The organism is Microvirga sp. 3-52, from assembly GCF_018383585.1.
Lineage (GTDB): Bacteria > Pseudomonadota > Alphaproteobacteria > Rhizobiales > Beijerinckiaceae > Microvirga.
The window spans coordinates 153,042-173,909 of record NZ_JAHAMK010000002.1 but is presented as its reverse complement, the minus strand read 5'-3'; the positions used below and the strand labels follow the sequence as shown (position 1 = coordinate 173,909).

Here is a 20,868-nt window from a genome sequence, read left to right as displayed (position 1 = left end):
CTGTCCCCAGCTGGCCACCACTTCTTTTCAGTTTTCTGCCTTAAGGCGCCGAAAGGCGCCTTTTGTTTTGCGTGCCGCCATCCATAGGTTTCAGCCAGGCGTCCCGACATACTATCGAATCGCTATGCCTCCCTGTTCCATACAAGCTTAACGATAAGGGGGCGCCGCTAGGGAAGGCGCGCCCCATGGCCGTTCCGGGATGCAGTTGCCGTTCCGCCCTGCTACCCTGGGACAATATTGTCCAAACGGGATGAGGGATCATGGACCATCGTACACCTTCGCTGCCGCCCAAGACGGCGCTGACCCGCTTTTCCGTCGCTCCCCTGTCGGTGATGACCCGACGCCTCGCGGATGTCGCTTCCGGTCGGGCTCCCGCCGATCTCGTGATTACGGGCGCCCGTGTGCTTTCGACCTATAGCGAACGTATTGCGCCGGAGCGGGAACTCTGGGTCGCCGGAGGGCGCATCGCGGCCGTGCAGCCTGCCGGTGCGTATCGCGAGGTCGATGGAGCACCGGGCCGGGTGTATGATGCGATGGGCGGCATCGTCGCCCCGGGTCTCGTCGACCCGCACATCCACATCGAGAGCAGCATGATCACGGCCTGCGCCTATGCGGAGGCGGCGCTCCTCAACGGCACCACGACGATTTTCTGCGACAGTCACGAGATCGGCAACGTGATGGATGCCGCCGGTATCGAGATGATGCTGGAGGACGCGCGCCAAGCGCCATTGTCTATCTTCCTCACGGTGCCGAGCACGGTGCCCGCCACCACGCCGGACCTGGAAACGGCGGGCGGTGACCTCACGCCGGACAAGATCGCAGCTCTTTTCGACCGCTGGCCGGAGGCGGCGGCCCTCGGCGAGAAGATGGATTTCGTACCCGTGACCATGGGGGACGAGCGCAGCCACGCGATCCTCGCGGCCGCCTTGGAGCGTGGCAAGCCAGTCTCGGGCCACATCTATGGACGTGAGTTCGTGGCCGCTTACGCGGCAAGCGGCGTCACCGATACGCATGAAGCGATCGACCGCGACATCGCCGACGATCTGCTCGATGCGGGCGTATGGATCTTCCTGCGTGGCGGCCCACCTACGACGCCATGGCATTCATTGCCCGAGGCCATCAAGACCATCACGGAACTGGGTTCCTCGCATAAGCGCATCTGCGTATGCACCGACGACCGCGATGCGGACGACCTGATGATGTTCGGCATGGATTGGGTGACGCGCGAAGCCCACCGCGCAGGCATGAGCCGAGAGCAGGCCTGGAGCATGGGTTCGCTCCACCCGGCCACGCGCTTCGGCATGGAGGGAGAGATCGGCGGCCTGGGCGGCGGACGCCGCGCGGACGTCGTGCTGCTCAACGACGCGCTCGAAGTGCAGAACACCTGGTATGGTGGCGAACTCGTGGTCGAAAACAGAAAGATCACGCCGGTGCTCGATCAGGCACTCTCCAACCGCTACCGCTATCCCGCCCAGGCGTACCGCACGGTCCATGTCTCCGAGCGGCCGAAGCTGATCCCGGAACTGCCCACGTCGGCCGTTGAGGCTAATGTGATCCGCGTCGCGTTGCCGGGCATCGTGCTCTTCCATGACAAGGTGCAGCTCGAGCCCGAGACGGATTGGGATACGCTGCTCGCCAAGAACGAGCTCACCTTCGTGTCCGTCATCGAACGCCACGGCCGCACGAACGGGGGCGGCATCGCCCATGGTCTTCTCAAGGATTTCGGTCTGAAGAGCGGTGCTGTTGCAAGCAGCGTCGGGCACGATTCCCACAATCTGATCGTGGCTGGGACGAATGAGGACGATATGCAGGTGGCCCTCGATGCCATCATCAAGGCGCAAGGCGGTGTCTGCCTGGTGGATCAGGGCAAGGTCATCGCCATGGTGCCGCTTCCGATCGCGGGGCTTCTCTCCGACAAGCGAGTGACGGAAGTCGCCGAGGAAACCCGCGCCCTGAAGGCTGCGTGGGAAAAGGCAGGCTGCAGGATTCCCTATATGGGCTTCAATCTCATCCCGCTTTCCGTCATTCCCGAGATCCGCATCACCGACAAGGGCTTGGTGCTCGTGCCGGAGATGGAGCTGGTGCCGCTCTACGAGGAGTGAGCGTTCAGCGCGGAGCGGTAACCTCGAACAGGGCCACCGCTTCGCGCATCGCGGACGCGAAGGCCGGATGATCGTAAAGATTGTTGTGGCCTGCATCCGTAATCGTTCGATCGAGAATAAGATTGGGGATGGCGCGCCGCAGGGGATCGCTGCGGCGCGCCGGGACGATGGTGTCACGGCCGGCGACAATGATTGCGGTGGGCGTCTGCTTTTCCTTCACCAGATCGATGACAGGCATCTGATGGCGCAGAACCAGTCCTGTCGGCGCCCAGGAGAAATGTTCTTTCGCCAATGCTCTCAAGGAATCGAACGGGGTGACGAGGATCAGTCCGGTCACAGGACGGTGGTGCGCCAGAAAGGATGCAACGCCGCTGCCGATGCTGAAGCCTATTGCAATAACGGGGCGCGGCCGCTCCTGTTGGAGATGGCCGAAGATCGTCAAAGCATCGTCGAACAGAGCCTTCGCGCTCGGCTCGCCGCTACTCGGTGGATAGCCCCGGTAATGGAAGGCGATTACCTCATGGTCGGGAAAGAGGCCATGAAGATAAAGCGCCATGGAATCCGCATTCCAGGCGTTGCCGCCGAAGCCGAGCAGGGAGGGCCTCCGATCTGATGGAGCTCCCAGCCGAACTCCGATCAAGCGGTGGCCGTCGGGTGTCGTCGTCTCGAGCCGTTCGGCTGATGGCGGCAGCAATGGTCGGTTTGCAGCCGCCATCTGCACAGGAAAAAGCATCTTCGTTTGAAGCAGCGCCGCAATCAGCACCAAGCCTGCGTAAAGAAGCGCGATCCCGAGGATCAGGTAGAAGAGCCACATTGGTGCCGACCAGGATTTTCGAGCCACGAGCGGTTCAAGTCTCCGCAGCCTTGTGGGCGGGCTCCAGGGTGAGATCGTCTGCGCGGAGCAGAAGATCGCTCAAGTCCTTCTGGAACTGCTCGAACGCGAAGCCCAGAGCGAAGACCTGTCCGAAGGTTTTCCCTGGCAGATCACGCGTGAGAGCCTCTGACCTAAGCGCTTCCGCCTCGCTGCTGAAGGCATTCAGGGCTTCCTGAAAGGCATGGGGCTCGGGCGGGGCCTTGCGATGCTGAAGTGCCTGCGCGAGATCGAGGAGCAGAGCGCGAGTCGCCTCATGCAGGGCGATGAGAGAAGGGCCGAGCCTCTCCCGAATCGGAACCGGCAGGGGCGTGGAGGCCGCGCGGCCGATCATCACCAGATCATGACGCACCCGATAGAGCGTACGGATGAGCGGCTCCGGATCGGGGGCTTCCGTCAGGTGGCTTTGTCTTTCCCGCGCGGCCTCTTCGGCGGCCGCCTCCGCCTTCTTCAAGGCGGAACGGATCTGGGGGTGGAGCTTCTGAAGGGGCGCGCGTCCTTGTGGGGTGGCCGCCAGCTCCTCGATGAAAACGGAGAACAGCTCGGCGTTCAGGGACACGACCTTGGCCGCAGCGTCGGTCATCAGGGTATGCGCTCGTGCCGGCAGGATAAGGAGGGAGACCGCCACACCGACAATATTGCCGAGTGTGATCTCCAGCACCCGATCGAGCGCGGAGGCAAGGGGGCCTATGGCCTGCCCGGTGGGCGGCAGAAGCATGATGAGCGAGGTGATAGGTGCGACCCGAAACGCAGGGTTCACCGCTGCCAGAAGCGCTAATGGAAACAACGCCAGGGCGATGGCCATTCCCAAGCTCAGAGGGGTAGTATGGGGCACGAGGGCAGCGATCAGGCCGCCATAAATCGCCCCGGCGAGGGTGCCGCTGAACCGTTCGACAGCAGCCTTGAGCGACCCGCCGACGCTTGCCTGCGTGACGACGACGGCCGTAATCACGGCCCAGTAGCCCTGCGGCAGATCGAAAATCTTCGTGACGGCATAGGCGCAGATGCCCGCGATGGTGACCCGCAGCGCCAGCTTCAATTCCGCGGGACGCGCTCCGATGCGGTTGCGTATCCGTTCGATCCACCCAGACGATGCCATGCGATTCTCCGGCCGCAGAGCATAGAGGGCGGTTCACGGGCCCCGCTACGGGAAAGACGACCTGCTTCGTCGTGCCCTATTCGCGCGGCAGCACGACCAGACCCGAACCGCAATCCTCGCAGATACCCAGAACGGGGGATGCGATCATCTGTGTTGTCCGGCATTCGGGGCAGCCTTTCAGCGCCATATGAAGCGACCCGTGCATCTGCCGTGCACTTTCGCGGAACGCCTCGCTCACTTGGACAGCTTGTTCGAACATGGGCGCCTCCCTCGAGAGCCCCGATGCTGCGCCTCTCGCACGCCTTGGTCAACCGAGCAGTCCCAATCTCTAGACAGGCTCCCGGTGGCCGGTCGGCAGCATCGTTTCCATGCGGGTGACGAGGCTGGCCGTGACGGAGAAGAGGCCGAAGAGAACATGCGGCCAAAAGACCTGATCGGAGAAGCCGAACAGGAACGCGGAGGCAGCGAGCGCGCCCCCGCCGATCCCATCGAGAATGAGGTGGAGGGACACCGGCAGAATTTTGAGAACGCCGAACTCATAGGCGGTGAGTGCGGAGTACAGGATCGCACCTAAACCGAAGGTCACGGCTGTCCATTTCGCTGCCGGCACATCGGCAAAGCCGAAGAGCCACGGGGCCGCGAGGAGCGCCAGACCCCAGAGATAGTCGATCACACCATGTACACTGGTGGGTATGAAACGCATGCCGACATCCCCTTGCTCCATCGCGTTCGCACCAACGTTGTTCTGATACGGGCTGTTCCTTGCCCTGTTCGAGGCAGCTTGTGCGGAGACGGGCGTGCTCTAGTTCGCAAGGAGCGAAAGGCAGAGCGGCGGATGAGCAGGATTCGGTGGCAGCAGGACCAGGTGGCCGGTGTGCCGCTCAACCGCCATGTCGGTTTCGTCGGCCCCATCGAGGTGGGAAGCGTGGCTTACGACGGTAGCAACAGATTCTGGATCTGGTCGACGCCCCTGCAGGAGGATGCCTGGGGTTATGGGCCGACGGAACAGGCAGCCAAAACAGCCCTGGAGCTGTGGCTGGTATCTTGGCTCGAAAACTTCAGCTCCTTCATTCGAGCAGACGGGGACCCACCGTCGGCGTGACCGCTGAGGGGACTTGGCCTTCAGATCCGGGTGCTCCGGCCGCGACCCAGGAAGTAGAAGAGCAGGACGGCCACCACCGCGATCAAGGCAATGATCCAGAGCCAGTTCATTCCACCGTCTGCGGCGTCGGTCGTGGTTCCTGCTGGCGGGGCTGTCGCGCCTCCAGGTGTGCCCCCTGGGGTTGTTTGGGCTACGGCGATGGCACTCCACGCCATCAGCACCATCGTCAGTGCGGATACTCTGAATGTCTCCAGCATCTGATCTCTCCTCGGCCCGCTTTCGGGCTAGTGAATCAACGTCTGCCAGGGACGCGACGTTCCTCACACGGATCATCCGGAACAAGGCCGCTTGCGCCAAGTTGTGCCGGCACGGTTTCCATCCCTGATGGAGGAGCACGAGTGCCTTCGATACAACAGCAATCCCCTCTGATCGTGCTCGTGGACGAGGAGCCGACCATCCGCCAAGCCGTTGCCGACCACCTGCGGGGGGCTTCCTTCGAGGTTGTGGAGGCCGCAGACTCGGACGAGGCCGTGGCATTCCTCGAAAAAAGCTCGGCCGTGCAGGGCCTCGTGGTCGATGCTCATGTTCCCGGAAAGATGGACGGGGTCGAACTGGCGGAGAGGGCGCGCATTCACTGGCCGGACGTGGCGGTGGTGCTGATGTCGGGTCATTCGGATGCGACATCGGGCCCTGTACCGGAAGGCGGTGAGTTCATCGCCAAGCCCTACCTGACGACTCATCTCGTTTCGACTTTGAACCGGCTGCTCGGGAGAGACTCATGACCCACGTGGTTCTCCTGGGCGACAGCATCTTCGACAATGGCGCCTATGTGCGTCGTGGCGAGCCTGACGTGGTGGCGCAGGTCCGTGCCAAGCTCCCCTCAGGCTCGAAGGCGACTCTCTGCGCGGTCGATGGAGCCGTCACGACGGGAGTCGCACATCAGGTGCCGCGAACGCCCGCCGACGCCAGCCATCTTGTCGTGAGCGTCGGCGGCAACGATGCCCTGCGCAACAGCGGAATCCTGCGCGAACAGGCTCGTTCGGTGGCGGAGGTGATGACGAGATTCGCGGACGTGCGGGACGAATTCGCCCGCAACTATCGCGCCATGCTGGATGCGATCCTGGAGCGGCGGCTCCCGACGGCGCTCTGCACGATCTACGACGCGCGCTTCCCTGAGCCACAGGAGCAGCGTCTCGTCGTGACGGCCCTGTCGATTTTCAACGATGTCATTACCCGCGAGGCTTTCACCCGCAGGCTCCACCTCATCGACCTTCGCCTGATCTGCGACGAGCCCGACGACTACGCAAATCCTATCGAGCCCTCCGCCAAGGGAGGCGACAAGATCGCTGGCGTGATTGCACAGGTCGTGGCCGGAAACACGATCTTTCCGCGCTCTCAGGTCTATGCTCGTTGAGTAGCCGGCGCGCCACGGGAAAGCCCGAGCACCCGCCGGACGCCGACGCCCGGAACTCCGCGCCGGCCTGCCTGTTCTTTCCGTCCGCGTCGGAGAACGATGTCTACGCTGAGGGCAAAAGATGGAAAAACCCGATACTCAGGACCGGCGGATCGAAGATCTCGTCGTCTTCCTCGATCCTGTTGCCTTCGAGCACGGACAGGATCTTGCCCTGGCCAAGCGGCGCAAGGCGGTGTGGCGCGAGGCAACCAGCCGGATCACTTGCTCCCAGACTTCAACCTAGTGGTTGGCTATGCGAACCTTCCCGTCCAGAAACCGCAAGAAATTCTGACAATCTGTTCAGAAACCCTTGAATTCTCTAAAGAAAGAAGCGCGTTCATCGGCCAAGCTGCGAACCAAAGCTCAGGCTTCCGAATTATTTTGTTATTGAAGGGTATTTGCCACTTCTCATGAGGTTGGTCATGAAAAAGCTAGCGTTACTGGCAGGTGTGGCTGCGATCACCGTTGCGAGCATCGGCTCTGCTGAAGCCCAGCGATGGCGCGGCGGCGGTTGGCACGGTGGTGGTTGGCACGGCGGTGGTTGGCGTGGCGGTGGTTGGCGTGGCGGTGGTTGGCGTGGCGGCTACTATCCCACCTACTACCGCCGTGGCGGCTGGGGCGGGGGCGGTGCGCTTGCCGCCGGCCTGATCGGTGGCGCCGTTCTGGGTGGTCTGATCACCGCCGCAGCTACTCCTGCCTATGGCTACGGTTACCCATATGGCGGCTATCCAGCCTACGGGTACCGGTACGGCTACGGCTATCCGGCAGCCTATAATTACCCGGCCGATGGATACGGCTACCCGTCCTACGGCTACTACTCGGCTCCCGTCACCCGGGTCGTCTACCGGCCTGCCCCTGTTTATCGGACCCGTGTGGTCTATCGCGAGCCGGTCTATAGGACACGGGTTGTCTATCGCCAGCCTCGTACCGTAACGCGTGTCGTTTATCGGGACCGTGGTCGCGTGGTGCGAGCCGTTCGTCGCGACGTGGTGACAACCGGCTCGGTCGGTCGACGAAACGTCAGGCATATCCGTCGGATCGAAGGCGTGTACCGCTGAAACATCGAAGGCGGCCCCGGCTGGGCGGCTCTACCCTGGAACAGACGGAAAACCGCCCAAAGAGGGCGGTTTTCATTTGATGGACCTGCATTGCCCCGATGCGCTCCCTCCTGACCAGGCTTGGTTGTGGGCGGGAGATTCGGAGGGAGGCGAGTGACCGTAGGGTACACTTCCCACTGACATCCAAATGTGATCTTCTCCTTCGATAAGAGACGCGGAAAAGCGCGTTCGGGAGGATACTTAGACGTGGACAGTTCTGTCTTGGCCGCGATCGATGTCGATCACCTTCAGGTCAGTTATGGCAGTCAGCGGGTGCTCCATGGGGTCAGCCTTTCAGTTGCGCCTGGCGAGTTCATAGCCATTCTGGGCTCCTCCGGCTGCGGGAAGACCACATTATTGCGGACCATTGCCGGATTTCAGAAGGCTGCCGGCGGAGCGATCCGCCTGTCCGGCCGGGATGTGGTGAACATGCCGCCAGAGAAGCGCGGCATGGCCATGATGTTCCAGTCCTATGCTCTCTGGCCGCACATGACCGTCCTCGGCAACGTGGGCTATGGCCTCCGCTTGCGCGGGCTCCCCAAAGAGGAGATCCGGGCCCGCGTCGCCAGCGTGCTGAAGATGCTGAACCTGTCCGGCCTCGAAGACCGGAAGGTGACGGATCTGTCGGGAGGCCAGCGCCAGCGCGTGGCCCTGGGGCGGGCCTTGGCCATCGAGCCCGGAATCCTGCTTCTCGACGAGCCCCTGTCCAATCTGGACGCCAAGGTGCGCATCCAGCTTCGATCGGAAATCAAGTCTCTTCAGAACCGTCTCGGCTTCACGGCGATCCATGTCACGCATGATCGGGAGGAGGCCATGACCATGGCCGACCGGATCGTCGTGATGGATGCCGGACGGATTGCGCAGGTCGGGTCTCCGAAGGAGGTTTACGACCGCCCGAACTCGCCCTTCGTGGCCAGCTTCATGGGGGCGGAGAACACCCTCGACCTGGATGTCCGCCCCTCGGGGGCCGGTGTCGAGGTCAGGGTTGACGACAGCACGGCGACGGCCCTCGGCGCAGACGTGCCCGTCGGGCACGTAACCGCCTACTTTCGCGACGATATCGCTTCGCTCGTCGATCCGCATGCACGGATCGACGGCTCGATCGTCCTACCGGGAAAAATCACGCAGAGAACGTATCCCGGAGGACACTACAGGTACGTGGCCGCCATCGGCGACCGTCACTTCACTGTGACGGACGATCGCTATCACGAGCTCGACCGCCCGGTTGGCCTGCGCCTGCCGCTGGCGTCGTTGCACCTGTTTCCCAAAACCCAGACAACGGGAGGACACCATGCATAAAAGCTTACTGGCTGCGGGACTCGCAGCCCTTCTGATGAGCAGTGCGGCGAGTGCGCAGACGCTCAACGTCGCGACTGCCGGCGACCAGAACATGGTCGATTACATCAAGGATTATCTCGGGCCACTCTTCGAGAAGAGCCATCCGGGTGTGAAGGTCGTGGCCGTCGGCACCGGGCCGGGAGACGGCGGATCGCAGAAGATCTTCGAGAAGCTCGATGCGCAGAAGAAGGCCGGCGCCAACGCGGATTTCGACGTGGTGGTCATTCACCAGAAGGCCGCAGGCACGATGGTGAAGGACGAGCTGCTCAAGAAGTATCGCGACTCACTTCCGACCGGAAAGCTGGTGACCCGAGACACGGCCACGAACTCGCTCGGCACGGATGTCTCCGGCTACGTCATGCCCATGTTCCATTCGCAGACGGCGATCGCCTACAATCCGGATCTGATCAAGAATCCGCCCAACAATTACGCCGAGCTGCGCGACTGGGTGAAGAAGAACCCGAAGCAATTCGGCTATAACGGCATCAAGGGCGGTATGTCCGGCGTCGCTTTCGTTACCGGGTGGATTTCCGCCTTCGGCGGCGATGCGGCAAAGCTCGAAAAGGGTCCTTACGATGCCGCCACGAAGGCGACCTGGGACAAGGCGATGGCCGATCTGAAGGAATTCAACCAGAACGTGGTCATCACCCCCGGCAATGCGGGCACGCTTGACATGCTCAACCGCGGCGAGATCGCCATGGGCCCGGTCTGGGTGGACATGTTCTATACCTGGAAGGCCGACGGAAAGCTTCCGCCGAATATGCGCCTGAAGCTCGTTTCGCCCGGCATGCCCGGCCAGCCGATGTACTACGCCATTCCATCAAGGACGGCGCAGGATAAGCTCGCCGCCGAGTTTATCGCCCTTGCGACGAGCCCGGACGTGCAGGCGGAAGGCATCGTGAAACGCTTCAACTGGTATCCGGGCATCGATGCCAAGAACCTGGAAGGCAAGCTCGATCAGGCCGCCTGGAACCAGCTCTTCGCAGACATCCCGCCGGATACGCTCGCGGCGAACGGCAAGCCGTTCCCGATCGGCCCTTACTTCAACGACATTCTCGAGACTTACGAGAGGAAGGTGGCCAACTAGGTCATCCGTCAGAATGCGGGCGGCCTGCAACAGAGGCCGCCCGCGCCTCATGAACCCGATGCGCTTCCTTCGGGAACGGGACAGTTCCAGACCATGGCGAGACCTTCCTTCTTTGGCCTTCTGCTCATCGCACCGGCGCTCGCGATGATCTGCGCGCTGTTTCTCTATCCCCTCGGCTTCTCGCTGGCCGCAGCATTCACGGAGCCGGGAGGGGGCCTGTCGCTCATGCACTTCCGGAAGGCCTTCGATCTCTACTCCACCGACATTCTCTTCACGCTCTTCATCGTCGTCGTTTCGACGCTTCTGACGGGCCTGTTCTCGATCGCGATAGCGGGGATTCTCACGCTCGGCGAGACGCCCTGGCTGGTTGCAGCGCTGCGGGCGCTCTATCGCTGGCCGCTTTTCATCCCCTTCATCGTCGCGGCTCAGTGCATGAGGACCTTCCTGGCCAAGAACGGCCTGATGAACAACTCTCTCGTGGCGCTCGGTGTGATGGAACCGCTCCAGGCCACGAGTTTCCTCGACTGGCGCGGCATCATCATCACGTTCGTGTGGAAGCAGGTGCCTTTCGTAACGCTCATGCTTGCTGGAGCGATGGCCTCCATCGACCGCGCAACCATCGAGGCGGGGCGCAATCTTGGTGCTTCGCGGATCCGGGTTCTGATCGAGCTCGTCCTGCCGCAGGTGGTGCAGACGCTCCTCGTCGGCCTCGTCCTTTCCTTCGTCACCATGCTGTCCGTGCTGTCGGTGCCGATGATGGTTGCGGGCTCGCAACCCACCATGCTCACCGTGGACATGGCATTCCGCATCAACTCCTATGGCGATTACGCCACCGCTAACGCGCTCGGCGTCATCTCGTATGCCATCGCAGGAGCCGTCGCGTGGATCTATCTTCGCCACAGCGTCAAGCGTGAGGTGCAGGCATGAGCGGGCGGCTCCACGTCTCACCTGCGAATGCGGAACCGCTTGCCGTTTCCCGCGACCCTCGAGCCACGTCGCACGAGCCGGCATCATCGGCGGCCGGCGCAAGGGTCTGGGTCCTGGGCTCCACGGTCCTCAAGATCCTGGGCCTTGCAGTCTTCGCCTTCCTGCTGTTCGGGCCTCTGGCCAATCTCGCCCTGTGGTCGGTCGCGGAGCGGTGGTACACTCCGTTCAAGCTCCCTGTGTCCTACGGCATGCGCTACTGGGAAGTCGTCTTCCGTCCCACGGGCGACGCCATGTCGTCACTTATGACGAGCGTGGGAATCGCCTGCCTGACGGTGATGGTAGCGCTCGCCGTTTCGGTTCCGGCAGGCTATGCCTTGGCTCGTCTCAAGCTGCCTTGGCGCACGGCTCTGATGATTCTGTTCCTGCTGCCGCAGGCTTTCCCGTCTGTCGCGATCTACATCAACGTGGCCCGCGTCTTCTATAGCATCGGGCTCACCGGAACGATCACCGGCGTCGTGCTCGTTCACGCGGCCCACGGCCTCGTCTATTCGGTCTGGATCGCCGCCGCCGCCTTCGCGGCCGTCGACAGGGATCTCGAACTCGCCGCGCGCAATATCGGAGCCTCGCCGCTGCGGACCTTCTTCACCGTGACATTGCCGCTCGCCGCACCGGGCGTCATGGCGAGCGCCATTTTCGTTTTTCTGGAATCGCTCGACGAGTTCACCGGCACCTTCTTCGTCGGCGTGCCCCAGATTACGACGCTCCCGCTCCTGCTCTACAATGCAAGCATGGGCGGCAATTACCAGATCGCCTCCATCACGGCTCTCATCCTGCTCGTTCCGTCTGTCGTGTTCATGTTCGTCATCGAACGCTTCCTCAAAGCCGATGTGCTGAGTAAGGTCGGCCAGTAAGGCTTTCGGAACCACATGCTCAGAATCATAACCTGGAACATTCAATGGGGCTTGGGCATCGACGGGACCGTCGATCTCCGGCGAATCGTGGACGAGGCGCACGCCTTCGCGGAGTTCGATGTGCTCTGCCTTCAGGAGGTTTCGGACAATTTCACCGATCTCAAGGGCAGCCGGGGACTGAACCAGTTCGCTGAGCTGGCGCGGCTCCTGCCGGGTTACACCGCAGTCGAAGGTGTCGCGCTCGATGTTCCGGACGGGGCAGGGGGGCGCCGCCGCTTCGGCAACATGATCCTGTCTCGCCTGCCGGTGGCGCAGGTGCTGCGATACACCCTGCCTTGGGAGGCCGCTTCCACCCGCAACATGCCGCGTCTTATGCTCGAGGCGGTCGTCGAAACACCTTCGGGGCCTGTTCGGGTCATGACCACGCATTTGGAGTACTCGGCCGGCAGGCTGAGGAAGGCGCAGGTCGAAGGAATCCGCGAAGCCCATCGCACCGCCTGTGAGCGCGTCGTCACGCCTCGCGAGGACGGTCCCGGCACCTATGCCCTGTTCCCCACCTCCCCATCGGCGATCCTGACCGGCGACTTCAACATGCGCCCGGATGATCCGGTGAAGCGGCGGATCTCGGAGCCTTTCAGCCGTCAGGTGCCTGCTCTTCTTGACGCTTGGCAGGTCGCCCACGGAGGCAGTCCGCACCCGACCTCGTTCTGCCTCTTCGAGCAGTCGAATGGACCTCCGCATTGCTGTGACTTCATGTTCGTGACTGAGGATCTGGCGTCTAAGGTCGGCAGGATCGATTACAACCAAGCGACACAGGCGTCAGACCACCAGCCTGTGCTTCTGGAGCTTGATCTGTGAGGTTCCGGCACAAGTAAGGTTTTACACCTGGTTGTTGCAGAGGCGAGGTCGTGTGAGGCGACGTTCCTCGCCCTCTCTAATTATGAACAAACTTGGTCAGGCCAGGCCCCAGCTGCCACGGCCGGTGCGTTGCATGCGATCGGAGCGAGCTTTGATCCGAATGTGTTGCCCAGCACATCCGCAGTGTGAACTTCGCCGTACCCTGGCAAACTCTGATCGGGGGCATTGATTAGCTTCGTCTACCCCTCGACGTATAAAAAGGGGGCTTATCGTGACCCAAGGCAAATCATCGACCAAGTCGAGCAGGCTGACGGCGGCAGAGTGGGCCATCGTTGCCAGTTCCTTCGCGTTCATCACGCTCTGGCTCGGGATCTCGTTTACCTGACCCGCAGCTCCGAGGAGCTAGGGACTAGATGGGAGACTGCCCTTGCTGCCGGAATTGGCTCCAGAGGGGGCCAGTTTCTCCAGAAAAGCGGCGTTTACGCGTTGGCCCAAACGAAAAAACCGCCTCGATAATGAGGCGGTTTTCGTAATAAGTCCAAAAGCTTAGATGTAAGTGGATTACTTAATCTTGGCTTCCTTGAACTCGACGTGCTTCTTCACGACCGGATCGTACTTCTTCAGCGCGAGCTTCTCGGTCATCGTGCGCGAGTTCTTCTTCGTCACGTAGAAAAAGCCCGTGTCGGCGGTGGAGACGAGCTTCACTTTGATCGTTGCGGCTTTGGCCATGGTCGGGACCTCTTGTTCGGTTCGGCGGTTCGGTTCGCCCCACGGCATGGCCGAAACGCAAAGGCCGGGCGAACCCGGCCGGAAAATCGTGGCATTCCCATGCCCGATTATCGCAGATCAGTCAAGGGCGAAGGGCGGGATTGGAGGAAATCCTGCTGGCTCGGCATTCCAGGGCCACCGAGCAGAACCCGGTACAACGGACAGAAAGTGGCGCTTGAAACTCCGCTGTCATCCGCGCTCAGGTGGAGAGCCATGAAACAACTGACTGTGCCGAATGGCTAAGATCGTGGTTCCGGATCCTGACCTTCGCTGATAGGACAGTGCTCTGCTTATCCCGCGATTCCCGATCGGCTGACGCCGTCCAAGATGACGATAGGTCGGCTACAGCAGCTCCCGCACGAAACGGCCGCGCTGCTGATGGAAAAATGGAACCGGCAGCTGGTGACCGAATCCCGCTGCGATCCTGGCCTCCAGCTCGTCCAGGACAACGGTCGTAATCGGAGGCAGGTCCAGCGCCTTGGCCTGGGCGATGGTGACCCACGCCAGCTCCACGAGTTCCGCCTCCGGCCCGATGACTCCCAAGATCTCATCGGCGATGGCCGTGCGGTCAGCGGCAAAGAATCGAGTGTCGAAGCGCCTGACGCGCTTGGGCGGCGTGATAGCCCGGCCGATGAAATGCAGCGCCTCCAGATCGGGAAAGATCCCCCGTTCCTGAAAAGCCGTCCATACGGTGCCCGCGGGCACGCTCTCCGGCCCGCCATAATCTTTGCTCCCGAGCAGCAGCCCGGTTTCCTCGAAGGTCTCACGGATGGCGGCAAGTGCCAGCGCCCGGCTGCGCTGGGTCGAAGGACGGGTGACGCGCGCCATCAATGCCTGCTCGGCGCGAGGGTGAAGGGCACCCGTGACCGTCATGGACCGGTCGCCTGCCTCGATCCGCCCGCCGGGAAAGACGAATTTGCCCGGCATGAATTTTAGGCCCGCATGGCGCTTGCCCATGAGAACCTTCGGGCTCTTGCCCTTGCGGTCGATGAGGATGAGGGTCGCGGCGTCGACGGGGCGGAGAGTGGGGAGCTTGAGGTTGGTCTCAGTGGAAACGAGGCGGTCCATCTTCGCCAGGGTCTCGGTGTCCGTCACGGGCGTTGTCCTCGTCGGCGTTCTTCTTGGTTCGGGCCGCCCCGAAGCCGTGCATTCCTAGCGCGTATTGCAGTCCCACGACAGCGCCTTTCACCGGCTGAAGGAGGGTCAGGCACAGGATCAGCGTCAGGGCCGGCCACGTCGCGAGATGGATCCACATGGGCATCTCGAGCCTGGTCTCGGTCATGAGGATCCCGTAGCCGATCAGGTGGCCGACGATGAAAATCACGATATAGGGGGGCAGGTCGTCGGCCCGGTGATGGTGAAATTCCGTCCCGCAGACCTCGCAATGGTCCGCAACCTTGAGAAAGCGACCGAAGAGGCGGCCTTTGTCGCAAGCCGGGCAATGGCCCAGGAAGCCGCGTCTCATGGCCGGTATGGCATTTACGTCTCCCGTTGCCGGCGATGCGGTCTCGATCGTCAAAGACATCCGTCAATCCTTAAAATGTCAGGCACGCCCACGCCGCTTGACCTTCACGCGGGTCGGAGAGCGGCCCTTCGGCGTGGGCGCCTTGCCTGCTTTGAAGCCCTGCGGCGGACGCCGCCCGCCCTTCTTGGCGCCTCCCGTCCTGCCGGTGAAGCGGCCCTTGGTGAGAATCTCGAAGCGCAGTGCACCGGCGACGGGCGCAGCCTCGACAAGCTTCACCTCTACCTTGTCGCCGAGGCGATACGTTTCACCCGTATCGTCGCCGCGCATCGAGTGGGTTCTCTCGTCGTAGCGGTAGTAATCGTCGCCGATGGTGGCCGCCGGAACGAAGCCGTCCGCGCCGGTCTCGTTCAGCTTGATGAAGAGCCCCGCCTTCGAGACGCCCGAGATCTGTCCGTTGAATGTGGCCCCGATCCGGTCCGCAAGGAAGTGCGCGATCAGGCGGTCGATTGTCTCACGCTCGGCCGCCATGGCGCGGCGCTCGGCGCCCGAGATCTTGGCGCTGATCTCGATCAGCTGCGCGCGGGTGGTGTCCGGCGGCAGGCCGTCCTTGCCGAGCTTGAGGGCGGTTGTCAGAGCGCGATGGACGATGAGGTCCGCGTAGCGGCGGATCGGTGAGGTGAAGTGGGCGTAGCGGCGGAGGTTCAGACCGAAATGGCCGTAATTCTCCGCCGAGTACTCGGCCTGCGACTGCGAACGCAGCACCACCTCGTTGATGAAGAGCTGATGCTCCGTATCCTCGACGCTGCGCAGGATGCGGTTGAACAGTTCCGGCTTCAGCGCTCCCTGGGTAGGAAGCTTGAGGCCGATGGACGCCAGCACCTCGCTCAAAGCCCGCATCTTCTCGAGCGACGGCTCGTCGTGGACCCGGTAGATCAGGTCGGACTCGGCCTTTTCCAGGCTCTCGGCGGCCGCCACATTGGCGAGGATCATGAACTCCTCGATGAGCTTGTGCGCCTCGAGCCGTTCGGGCACGAAGATCCTGTCCACGGTGCCGTCGGGATTGAGCACGATCTTGCGCTCCGGCAGATCGAGGAACAGCGGCTCACGGACGTCGCGCGCCTTTTTCACCAATTCGTAAGCGGCCCATAGGGGCTTCAGGATCGTGTCGAGGATCGGCCCCGTTACGTCATCCGGCCTGCCATCGATGGCGGCCTGGGCCTGACCATAGGAGAGCTTCTCCGCCGAGCGCATCATGATCCGGTGGAAGCTGTGGCGGATTTTCCTCCCGTCCGGGCCGATCACCATGCGCACGGCAAGCGCAGGGCGGTCTTCGCGCGGCCTCAACGAGCACAGATCGTTGGAGATCCGCTCCGGCAGCATGGGGACCACTCGATCAGGGAAATAGACGGAATTGCCTCGCTCCTGCGCCTCGAGGTCCATGGCCGAACCAGGCCGGACATAGGCCGCGACATCGGCAATCGCCACAGTGAGGATGGTGCCACCCGCATTGTTCGGGTCGTCGTCCGGAACCGCATGGACGGCGTCGTCGTGATCCTTGGCATCCGGCGGGTCGATGGTGACGAGGGGCAGATCGCGCCAATCCTCACGGCCGTCGAGCGATACGGGGCGTGCCTTCTCGGCCTCCTCGAGGACGGCTTTGGGAAATTCATTGGGGATGTTGTGGGCGTAGATCGCGATCAGGCTCACGGCTTTTTCCGATTTGATCGTCCCCAGCCGCTCCTTCACCTTGGCCGTGGGCAGGCCGAAGCGGCCGTGCTTCACGACCGACACGGAGACAAGGTCGCCGTCCCGGGCTTCGCTCTCGTCGCCAGACCTGATCTGCAGTTCCTGATCGCGTGCCTTCTTGTCCACTGGCACGAGCCTTCCGCCGCCCTCGGGCAGGGCCCGGAAGAGGCCGAGCACCTGCGCCTGCTTCTTGGCGATGATCTTGGTCACTCGGCCGGAATAGCGATGGATGTCGCCGGGCTTGAGCGGCTCGACCCGCAGCAGTGCCCGGTCGCCCACGCCCGCCACGGGCATGCCGGGTCGCGGCTTGCGCGGCGAAACGACGATTATCGTCGGGATGGAGCCGTGCTCCTCCTCGTCCCACTCGGTTGGAACAGCGATCAGTTCGCCGTCCCGGTCCCGCTTGGTAATGTCGGCCAGCACCACCGGGGGCAACTGGCCCGCCTTATGAACCGTCTTCCCCCTCCGGTCGACGATGCCGTCAATCTCCAGGTCCTTGAGGATCTGCTTCAGCCAGATGCGATCACTGCCCTTGATCCCGAAGCGCTGCGCGATCTCCCGCTTGCCGACCTTGCCCTGGGCATCGGCAATGAAGGAGACGACCTCCTCCCGGCTGGGAAGGGCGTTGGACTGATCGGTGTTCGAACGTTTGGGCAAGGGAAAAGCTCGTTGGGTTTACAGGATCTTCTCGCATGCAAGCGTGGCTGCGGCTAGTCCGAGCCGTCCGGCATCCATAATGACGCTCGGACAGGACAAGAGATCCGGCAGGCAAGGGGCATTTGGCCAAAAAATAAGGCCCCGATAACGGAGCCTTTGAGGTACCGGCCCGTGGGGGCAGAATGAGCCGGTGAGTTCATAAAACGTGCCGGCTCGAGGTTGGTTCCAAGGGTTCCGCAAATTTTTGAAAATTTTTCAGGTGGCGACTTTGAGCATGTTCTCCGGATGGTCAGGACAGGCTCGGCCATCTTGGTTGGTAAGGCACTTCGCCTCTCCTCTCGGGGTCACCGGCATAGAGCGCTGGTAATAACGGGAGTGAGACAGATTGCTTCTCCGTGCCCTGGTTTAGATGTCCAGATCCGCCTCGTTGGCGAAGGCCGCGCGTTCCTGGATGAATGCGAAGCGTGCTTCGGGCTTGTTGCCCATCAGGCGCTCGACCGTATCGCTGGCTTCCGGCTTGTCGTCGGCTTCCACGACCACCTTCAGGAGCAGGCGCTTCTTCGGGTCCATCGTGGTTTCCTTCAACTGAGCCGGGAGCATCTCGCCGAGGCCCTTGAACCGGCCGATCTCGACCTTCCCGTTGCCCTTGAATACCGTCTTCATCAGCTTTTCCCGATCGGCATCGTCACGGGCATAGGCCGATTTCGAGCCCTGGGTCAGCCGGTAGAGGGGTGGGACCGCAAGGTACAGGTGCCCGCCGTCGATGAGGCGCGGCATCTGCCGGTAGAAGAACGTGATCAGCAGCGAGGCGATGTGGGCGCCGTCCACGTCCGCGTCGGTCATGATGATGACCTTCTCGTAGCGCAGATCGGAATCCTTGTAGTGGGAGCCCGTGCCGCAGCCCAGCGCCTGGACGAGGTCGGAGAGCTGCTGGTTCTGGTGCAGCTTCTCCCTGCCGGCCGATGCCACGTTCAGGATCTTTCCACGAAGCGGAAGCACCGCCTGGGTGGCGCGGTCGCGCGCCTGCTTGGCGGAGCCGCCGGCCGAGTCGCCCTCGACGATGAAGAGCTCGGAGCCCTTGGCGCCTGCGTTGGAGCAGTCCGCCAGCTTGCCGGGCAGGCGCAGCTTGCGGGTTGCAGTCTTGCGGGCGACCTCCTTCTCCTGGCGGCGGCGCAGGCGCTCCTCCGCCCGGTCGATGACCCAGTCGAGGAGCTTGTTGGCCTGCTGCGGAGCCGCCGCGAGCCAGTGGTCGAAGGTATCGCGGATCGCGTTCTCGACGATGCGGCCGGCTTCGACCGTCGCCAGCTTGTCCTTGGTCTGCCCCTGGAACTCCGGCTCGCGGATGAAGACCGACAGCATGGACGCGCAGGTGGCCATCACGTCGTCCGTGGTCACGGCCGCCATGCGCTTCGATTGTCCCACGCGCTCGGCGTGCTCGCGCAGAGCGCGCAGGAGCGCGATTCGCAGGCCGTTCTCGTGGGTGCCACCTTCAGGCGTCGGCACCGTGTTGCAGTACGAGATGGAGAAACCATCCTCGTTGGTCATCCAGGCGACGGCCCATTCCAGCGAGCCATGGCTGCCAGGCTTGGTGATCTTGCCGGAGAAGAGCTGGTCCGTCACCAGCTCCTTCCCCTCGATGTCGTGGAGCAGGTAGTCCTTGAGGCCGTTCGGGAACTTGAAGGTCGCTTCCGCCGGAACGTTCTCGATGCCCTGTATCAGGGATGGCGCACATTTCCAGCGAATCTCGACGCCACCGAAGAGATACGCCTTGGAGCGGGCCATCTTGAACAGGCGGCGGGGCTGGAAATGGGCGTCCTTGCCGAAGATCTGGTGATCGGGCTTGAAGCGCACCTTGGTGCCGCGCCGGTTGAGCACACGGCCCACGGTCTCGATCTTGCCCTGCGGGATGCCGCGAGAAAAGATCTGCCGGTAGAGGGTCTGGCCGCGCGCCACCTCGACCTCGAGAATTTCGGAGAGGGCGTTCACCACGGAGACGCCGACGCCGTGCAGACCGCCCGAGGTCTCGTAGACCTTCGAGTCGAACTTGCCGCCCGCATGAAGCGTGGTCATGATGACTTCGAGAGCCGACTTCTTCGGGAATTTCGGGTGAGGATCGACCGGGATGCCGCGGCCGTTGTCGGTAACGGACAGCCAGCCACCTTCCTCCAGCTCCACCTCGATGAAGGTCGCGTGGCCCGCGACGGCCTCGTCCATGGAGTTGTCGATCACCTCGGCGAAGAGGTGGTGCAGGGCCTTCTCGTCCGTGCCGCCGATATACATGCCCGGCCGGCGGCGGACGGGCTCGAGCCCCTCCAGCACCTCGATGGCGGACGCGTCATAGCCGGCTTCCCCCGGCGTGCCCTGTGGGGGTGCCGGTCGGGAAACCTTGACGGCGGCATTGCGGGCCGAGGCAGGTGCAGCGCGTTTGGCCGCCGCGCCCCCGAAGAGATCGTCATTGTCTGTCATTGGGACCTTGGTCCGAGATGATGATTCGCGTTTCTTTACACTATATCCCATGCCGTTTTTATACGTGAACAAAACGGAAACGGAAAGGGCAGTTCGTTGTCCCGGAGGACAAAAGTGAAAACAGGCTAGCTTGTAAAGGTTACCAGCGAATTCCCCCGAAAGGATGTCTTTCGGCTGTCACAAGGAACTGTTTAAATTCCATTCACGTTGGAATGGTTAAGCATGAGCTTGGCGGGAGATTTGGACGTGACGCGGACGACGATGGGACCGGCACAGAAGCTTCACTTGGACCGCGCCGCGCGCAACGCCGGTGAGGCTTTCGCCTTCGACGAGCCGGATGCGACGCCCGCCGTCCACCGTTCCTACGGAACCAGCCTGATCTGGCTCGGCATGGCTGCCGTCGCCCTGCTGGGGCTCGGGCTAATCATCTAAATCTCCTTCATCGGGTTTGTTGCCGAATATGCGAATGAGCTTCCGCTCGAGGCGCGTGCCGTAGGTCAGCAGAAAGAGCGTGACGAGGGTGCCGGCGATGGTGATGAACCAAGCGCCCAGGCCTGCCGTGACGCCGAGAGCGGCTGCGATCCAGACGGTCGAGGCCGTCGTCAGCCCCTGAACCTCCGTTCCATCCTTGGCGCGCAGGATCGATCCCGCGCCGAGGAAGCCCAATCCCGTCAGAATACCTTGCACGACGCGACTGACTGCATCCTGCCCGAAGTGCAATCCCTCATAGACCGAGCCTGAGAGGATCACGATGGCGGAACCAAGGGCGACGAGGCCCAGCGTCCGCATCCCGATCGGCTTGTTGTGAATGTCTCGGTTGATCCCGATGAGCATACCGGCGAACGTTGCGCTGCAAAGGCGCAACGTCATCTCGAGCTGATCGGCATATTCCACCGATAACCAGGACAGCCACTCCCTCAT

Annotated in this window: 23 protein-coding genes; 12 read left to right on the top strand and 11 right to left on the bottom strand. The window is 62.6% G+C overall.

Annotation, left to right across the window (positions count from 1 at the left end; genetic code table 11):
* The first annotated feature begins 260 nt into the window (after positions 1–260).
* Positions 261–2,102 carry an adenine deaminase gene (locus KHP60_RS02785; protein ID WP_213562046.1) on the top strand — a complete coding sequence of 614 codons (1,842 nt, stop codon included), beginning with the start codon at positions 261–263 and terminating at the stop codon, positions 2,100–2,102.
* Positions 2,103–2,106: 4 nt separating this feature from the next.
* Here the strand turns inward: KHP60_RS02785 and KHP60_RS02780 are convergent, their stop codons facing one another.
* From KHP60_RS02780 to KHP60_RS02765, 4 genes are all read right to left on the bottom strand, one after another.
* Positions 2,107–2,916 (bottom strand): alpha/beta hydrolase, encoded by an 810-nt coding sequence (locus KHP60_RS02780; RefSeq protein ID WP_213562045.1) that lies wholly within the window; start codon positions 2,914–2,916, stop codon positions 2,107–2,109.
* 34 nt (positions 2,917–2,950) lie between these two features.
* Positions 2,951–4,072, bottom strand: coding sequence for an FUSC family protein (locus KHP60_RS02775; protein ID WP_213562044.1), 1,122 nt, complete (start codon positions 4,070–4,072; stop codon positions 2,951–2,953).
* Positions 4,073–4,148: 76 nt separating this feature from the next.
* Positions 4,149–4,331, bottom strand: coding sequence for a hypothetical protein (locus KHP60_RS02770; protein WP_213562043.1), 183 nt, complete (start codon positions 4,329–4,331; stop codon positions 4,149–4,151).
* 69 nt (positions 4,332–4,400) lie between these two features.
* A complete protein-coding gene (locus KHP60_RS02765) occupies positions 4,401–4,775 on the bottom strand; it encodes an SPW repeat protein (RefSeq protein ID WP_213562042.1) in 375 nt (124 codons plus the stop codon).
* 132 nt (positions 4,776–4,907) lie between these two features.
* On the opposite strand from KHP60_RS02765, the gene KHP60_RS02760 reads away from it, so the two are divergent.
* Positions 4,908–5,174 (top strand): hypothetical protein, encoded by a 267-nt coding sequence (locus KHP60_RS02760; protein ID WP_213562041.1) that lies wholly within the window; start codon positions 4,908–4,910, stop codon positions 5,172–5,174.
* Positions 5,175–5,194: 20 nt separating this feature from the next.
* On the opposite strand, the gene KHP60_RS02755 is transcribed toward KHP60_RS02760, so the two are convergent.
* Complete coding sequence (locus KHP60_RS02755) at positions 5,195–5,431, bottom strand: hypothetical protein (RefSeq protein ID WP_213562040.1); 237 nt, start codon at positions 5,429–5,431, stop codon at positions 5,195–5,197.
* A gap of 141 nt (positions 5,432–5,572) precedes the next feature.
* Between KHP60_RS02755 and KHP60_RS25605 the strand changes: the two genes are divergently transcribed.
* The 9 genes from KHP60_RS25605 to KHP60_RS02710 all read left to right on the top strand — a co-directional run bounded on the left by KHP60_RS25605 (position 5,573) and on the right by KHP60_RS02710 (position 12,845).
* On the top strand, positions 5,573–5,956 hold the full coding sequence (locus KHP60_RS25605) for a response regulator (protein WP_213562039.1): 384 nt from the start codon (positions 5,573–5,575) through the stop codon (positions 5,954–5,956).
* A complete protein-coding gene (locus tag KHP60_RS02745; protein WP_213562038.1) occupies positions 5,953–6,588 on the top strand; it encodes an SGNH/GDSL hydrolase family protein in 636 nt (211 codons plus the stop codon). The genes KHP60_RS25605 and KHP60_RS02745 overlap by 4 nt, the downstream gene beginning before the upstream one ends.
* Before the next feature lie 121 nt (positions 6,589–6,709).
* Complete coding sequence (locus tag KHP60_RS02740; RefSeq protein ID WP_213562037.1) at positions 6,710–6,871, top strand: hypothetical protein; 162 nt, start codon at positions 6,710–6,712, stop codon at positions 6,869–6,871.
* Between the two features lie 178 nt (positions 6,872–7,049).
* Positions 7,050–7,685, top strand: coding sequence for a hypothetical protein (locus KHP60_RS02735; protein ID WP_213562036.1), 636 nt, complete (start codon positions 7,050–7,052; stop codon positions 7,683–7,685).
* Between the two features lie 246 nt (positions 7,686–7,931).
* A complete protein-coding gene (locus KHP60_RS02730) occupies positions 7,932–9,023 on the top strand; it encodes an ABC transporter ATP-binding protein (protein ID WP_213562035.1) in 1,092 nt (363 codons plus the stop codon).
* The gene (locus KHP60_RS02725) at positions 9,016–10,149 is read left to right on the top strand and encodes an extracellular solute-binding protein (protein WP_213562034.1); all 1,134 of its coding nucleotides are present in this window, start codon (positions 9,016–9,018) and stop codon (positions 10,147–10,149) included. The genes KHP60_RS02730 and KHP60_RS02725 overlap by 8 nt, the downstream gene beginning before the upstream one ends.
* A 93-nt stretch (positions 10,150–10,242) precedes the next feature.
* Entirely contained in the window at positions 10,243–11,076 is an 834-nt protein-coding gene (locus KHP60_RS02720) for an ABC transporter permease (protein WP_213562033.1), read from the top strand.
* Positions 11,073–11,987, top strand: a complete 915-nt coding sequence (locus KHP60_RS02715; protein ID WP_213562032.1) for an ABC transporter permease — start codon at positions 11,073–11,075, stop codon at positions 11,985–11,987. The genes KHP60_RS02720 and KHP60_RS02715 overlap by 4 nt, the downstream gene beginning before the upstream one ends.
* A 15-nt stretch (positions 11,988–12,002) precedes the next feature.
* Positions 12,003–12,845 (top strand): endonuclease/exonuclease/phosphatase family protein, encoded by an 843-nt coding sequence (locus KHP60_RS02710; protein ID WP_213562031.1) that lies wholly within the window; start codon positions 12,003–12,005, stop codon positions 12,843–12,845.
* A gap of 561 nt (positions 12,846–13,406) precedes the next feature.
* Here the strand turns inward: KHP60_RS02710 and rpmG are convergent.
* From rpmG to parE, 5 genes are all read right to left on the bottom strand, one after another.
* A complete protein-coding gene (rpmG, locus tag KHP60_RS02705; protein ID WP_152717461.1) occupies positions 13,407–13,574 on the bottom strand; it encodes a 50S ribosomal protein L33 in 168 nt (55 codons plus the stop codon).
* A 381-nt stretch (positions 13,575–13,955) separates the two neighbouring features.
* Positions 13,956–14,681, bottom strand: a complete 726-nt coding sequence (locus tag KHP60_RS02700) for an NUDIX hydrolase (RefSeq protein ID WP_249688461.1) — start codon at positions 14,679–14,681, stop codon at positions 13,956–13,958.
* Positions 14,659–15,138, bottom strand: a complete 480-nt coding sequence (locus KHP60_RS02695; protein WP_213562029.1) for a DUF983 domain-containing protein — start codon at positions 15,136–15,138, stop codon at positions 14,659–14,661. Before KHP60_RS02695 ends, KHP60_RS02700 begins: the two co-directional genes overlap by 23 nt.
* Positions 15,139–15,156: 18 nt before the next feature.
* A complete protein-coding gene (rnr, locus tag KHP60_RS02690; protein ID WP_213562028.1) occupies positions 15,157–17,481 on the bottom strand; it encodes a ribonuclease R in 2,325 nt (774 codons plus the stop codon).
* 405 nt (positions 17,482–17,886) lie between these two features.
* On the bottom strand, positions 17,887–19,947 hold the full coding sequence (parE, locus tag KHP60_RS02685; RefSeq protein WP_213562027.1) for a DNA topoisomerase IV subunit B: 2,061 nt from the start codon (positions 19,945–19,947) through the stop codon (positions 17,887–17,889).
* A gap of 246 nt (positions 19,948–20,193) precedes the next feature.
* Here parE and KHP60_RS02680 point away from each other — a divergent pair, with 246 nt between their 5' ends.
* On the top strand, positions 20,194–20,379 hold the full coding sequence (locus KHP60_RS02680) for a hypothetical protein (RefSeq protein WP_213562026.1): 186 nt from the start codon (positions 20,194–20,196) through the stop codon (positions 20,377–20,379).
* Here KHP60_RS02680 and KHP60_RS02675 read toward each other — a convergent pair.
* Positions 20,368–20,868, bottom strand: coding sequence for an MgtC/SapB family protein (locus KHP60_RS02675; RefSeq protein ID WP_213562025.1), 501 nt, complete (start codon positions 20,866–20,868; stop codon positions 20,368–20,370). The two genes, KHP60_RS02680 and KHP60_RS02675, sit on opposite strands and share 12 nt — an antisense overlap.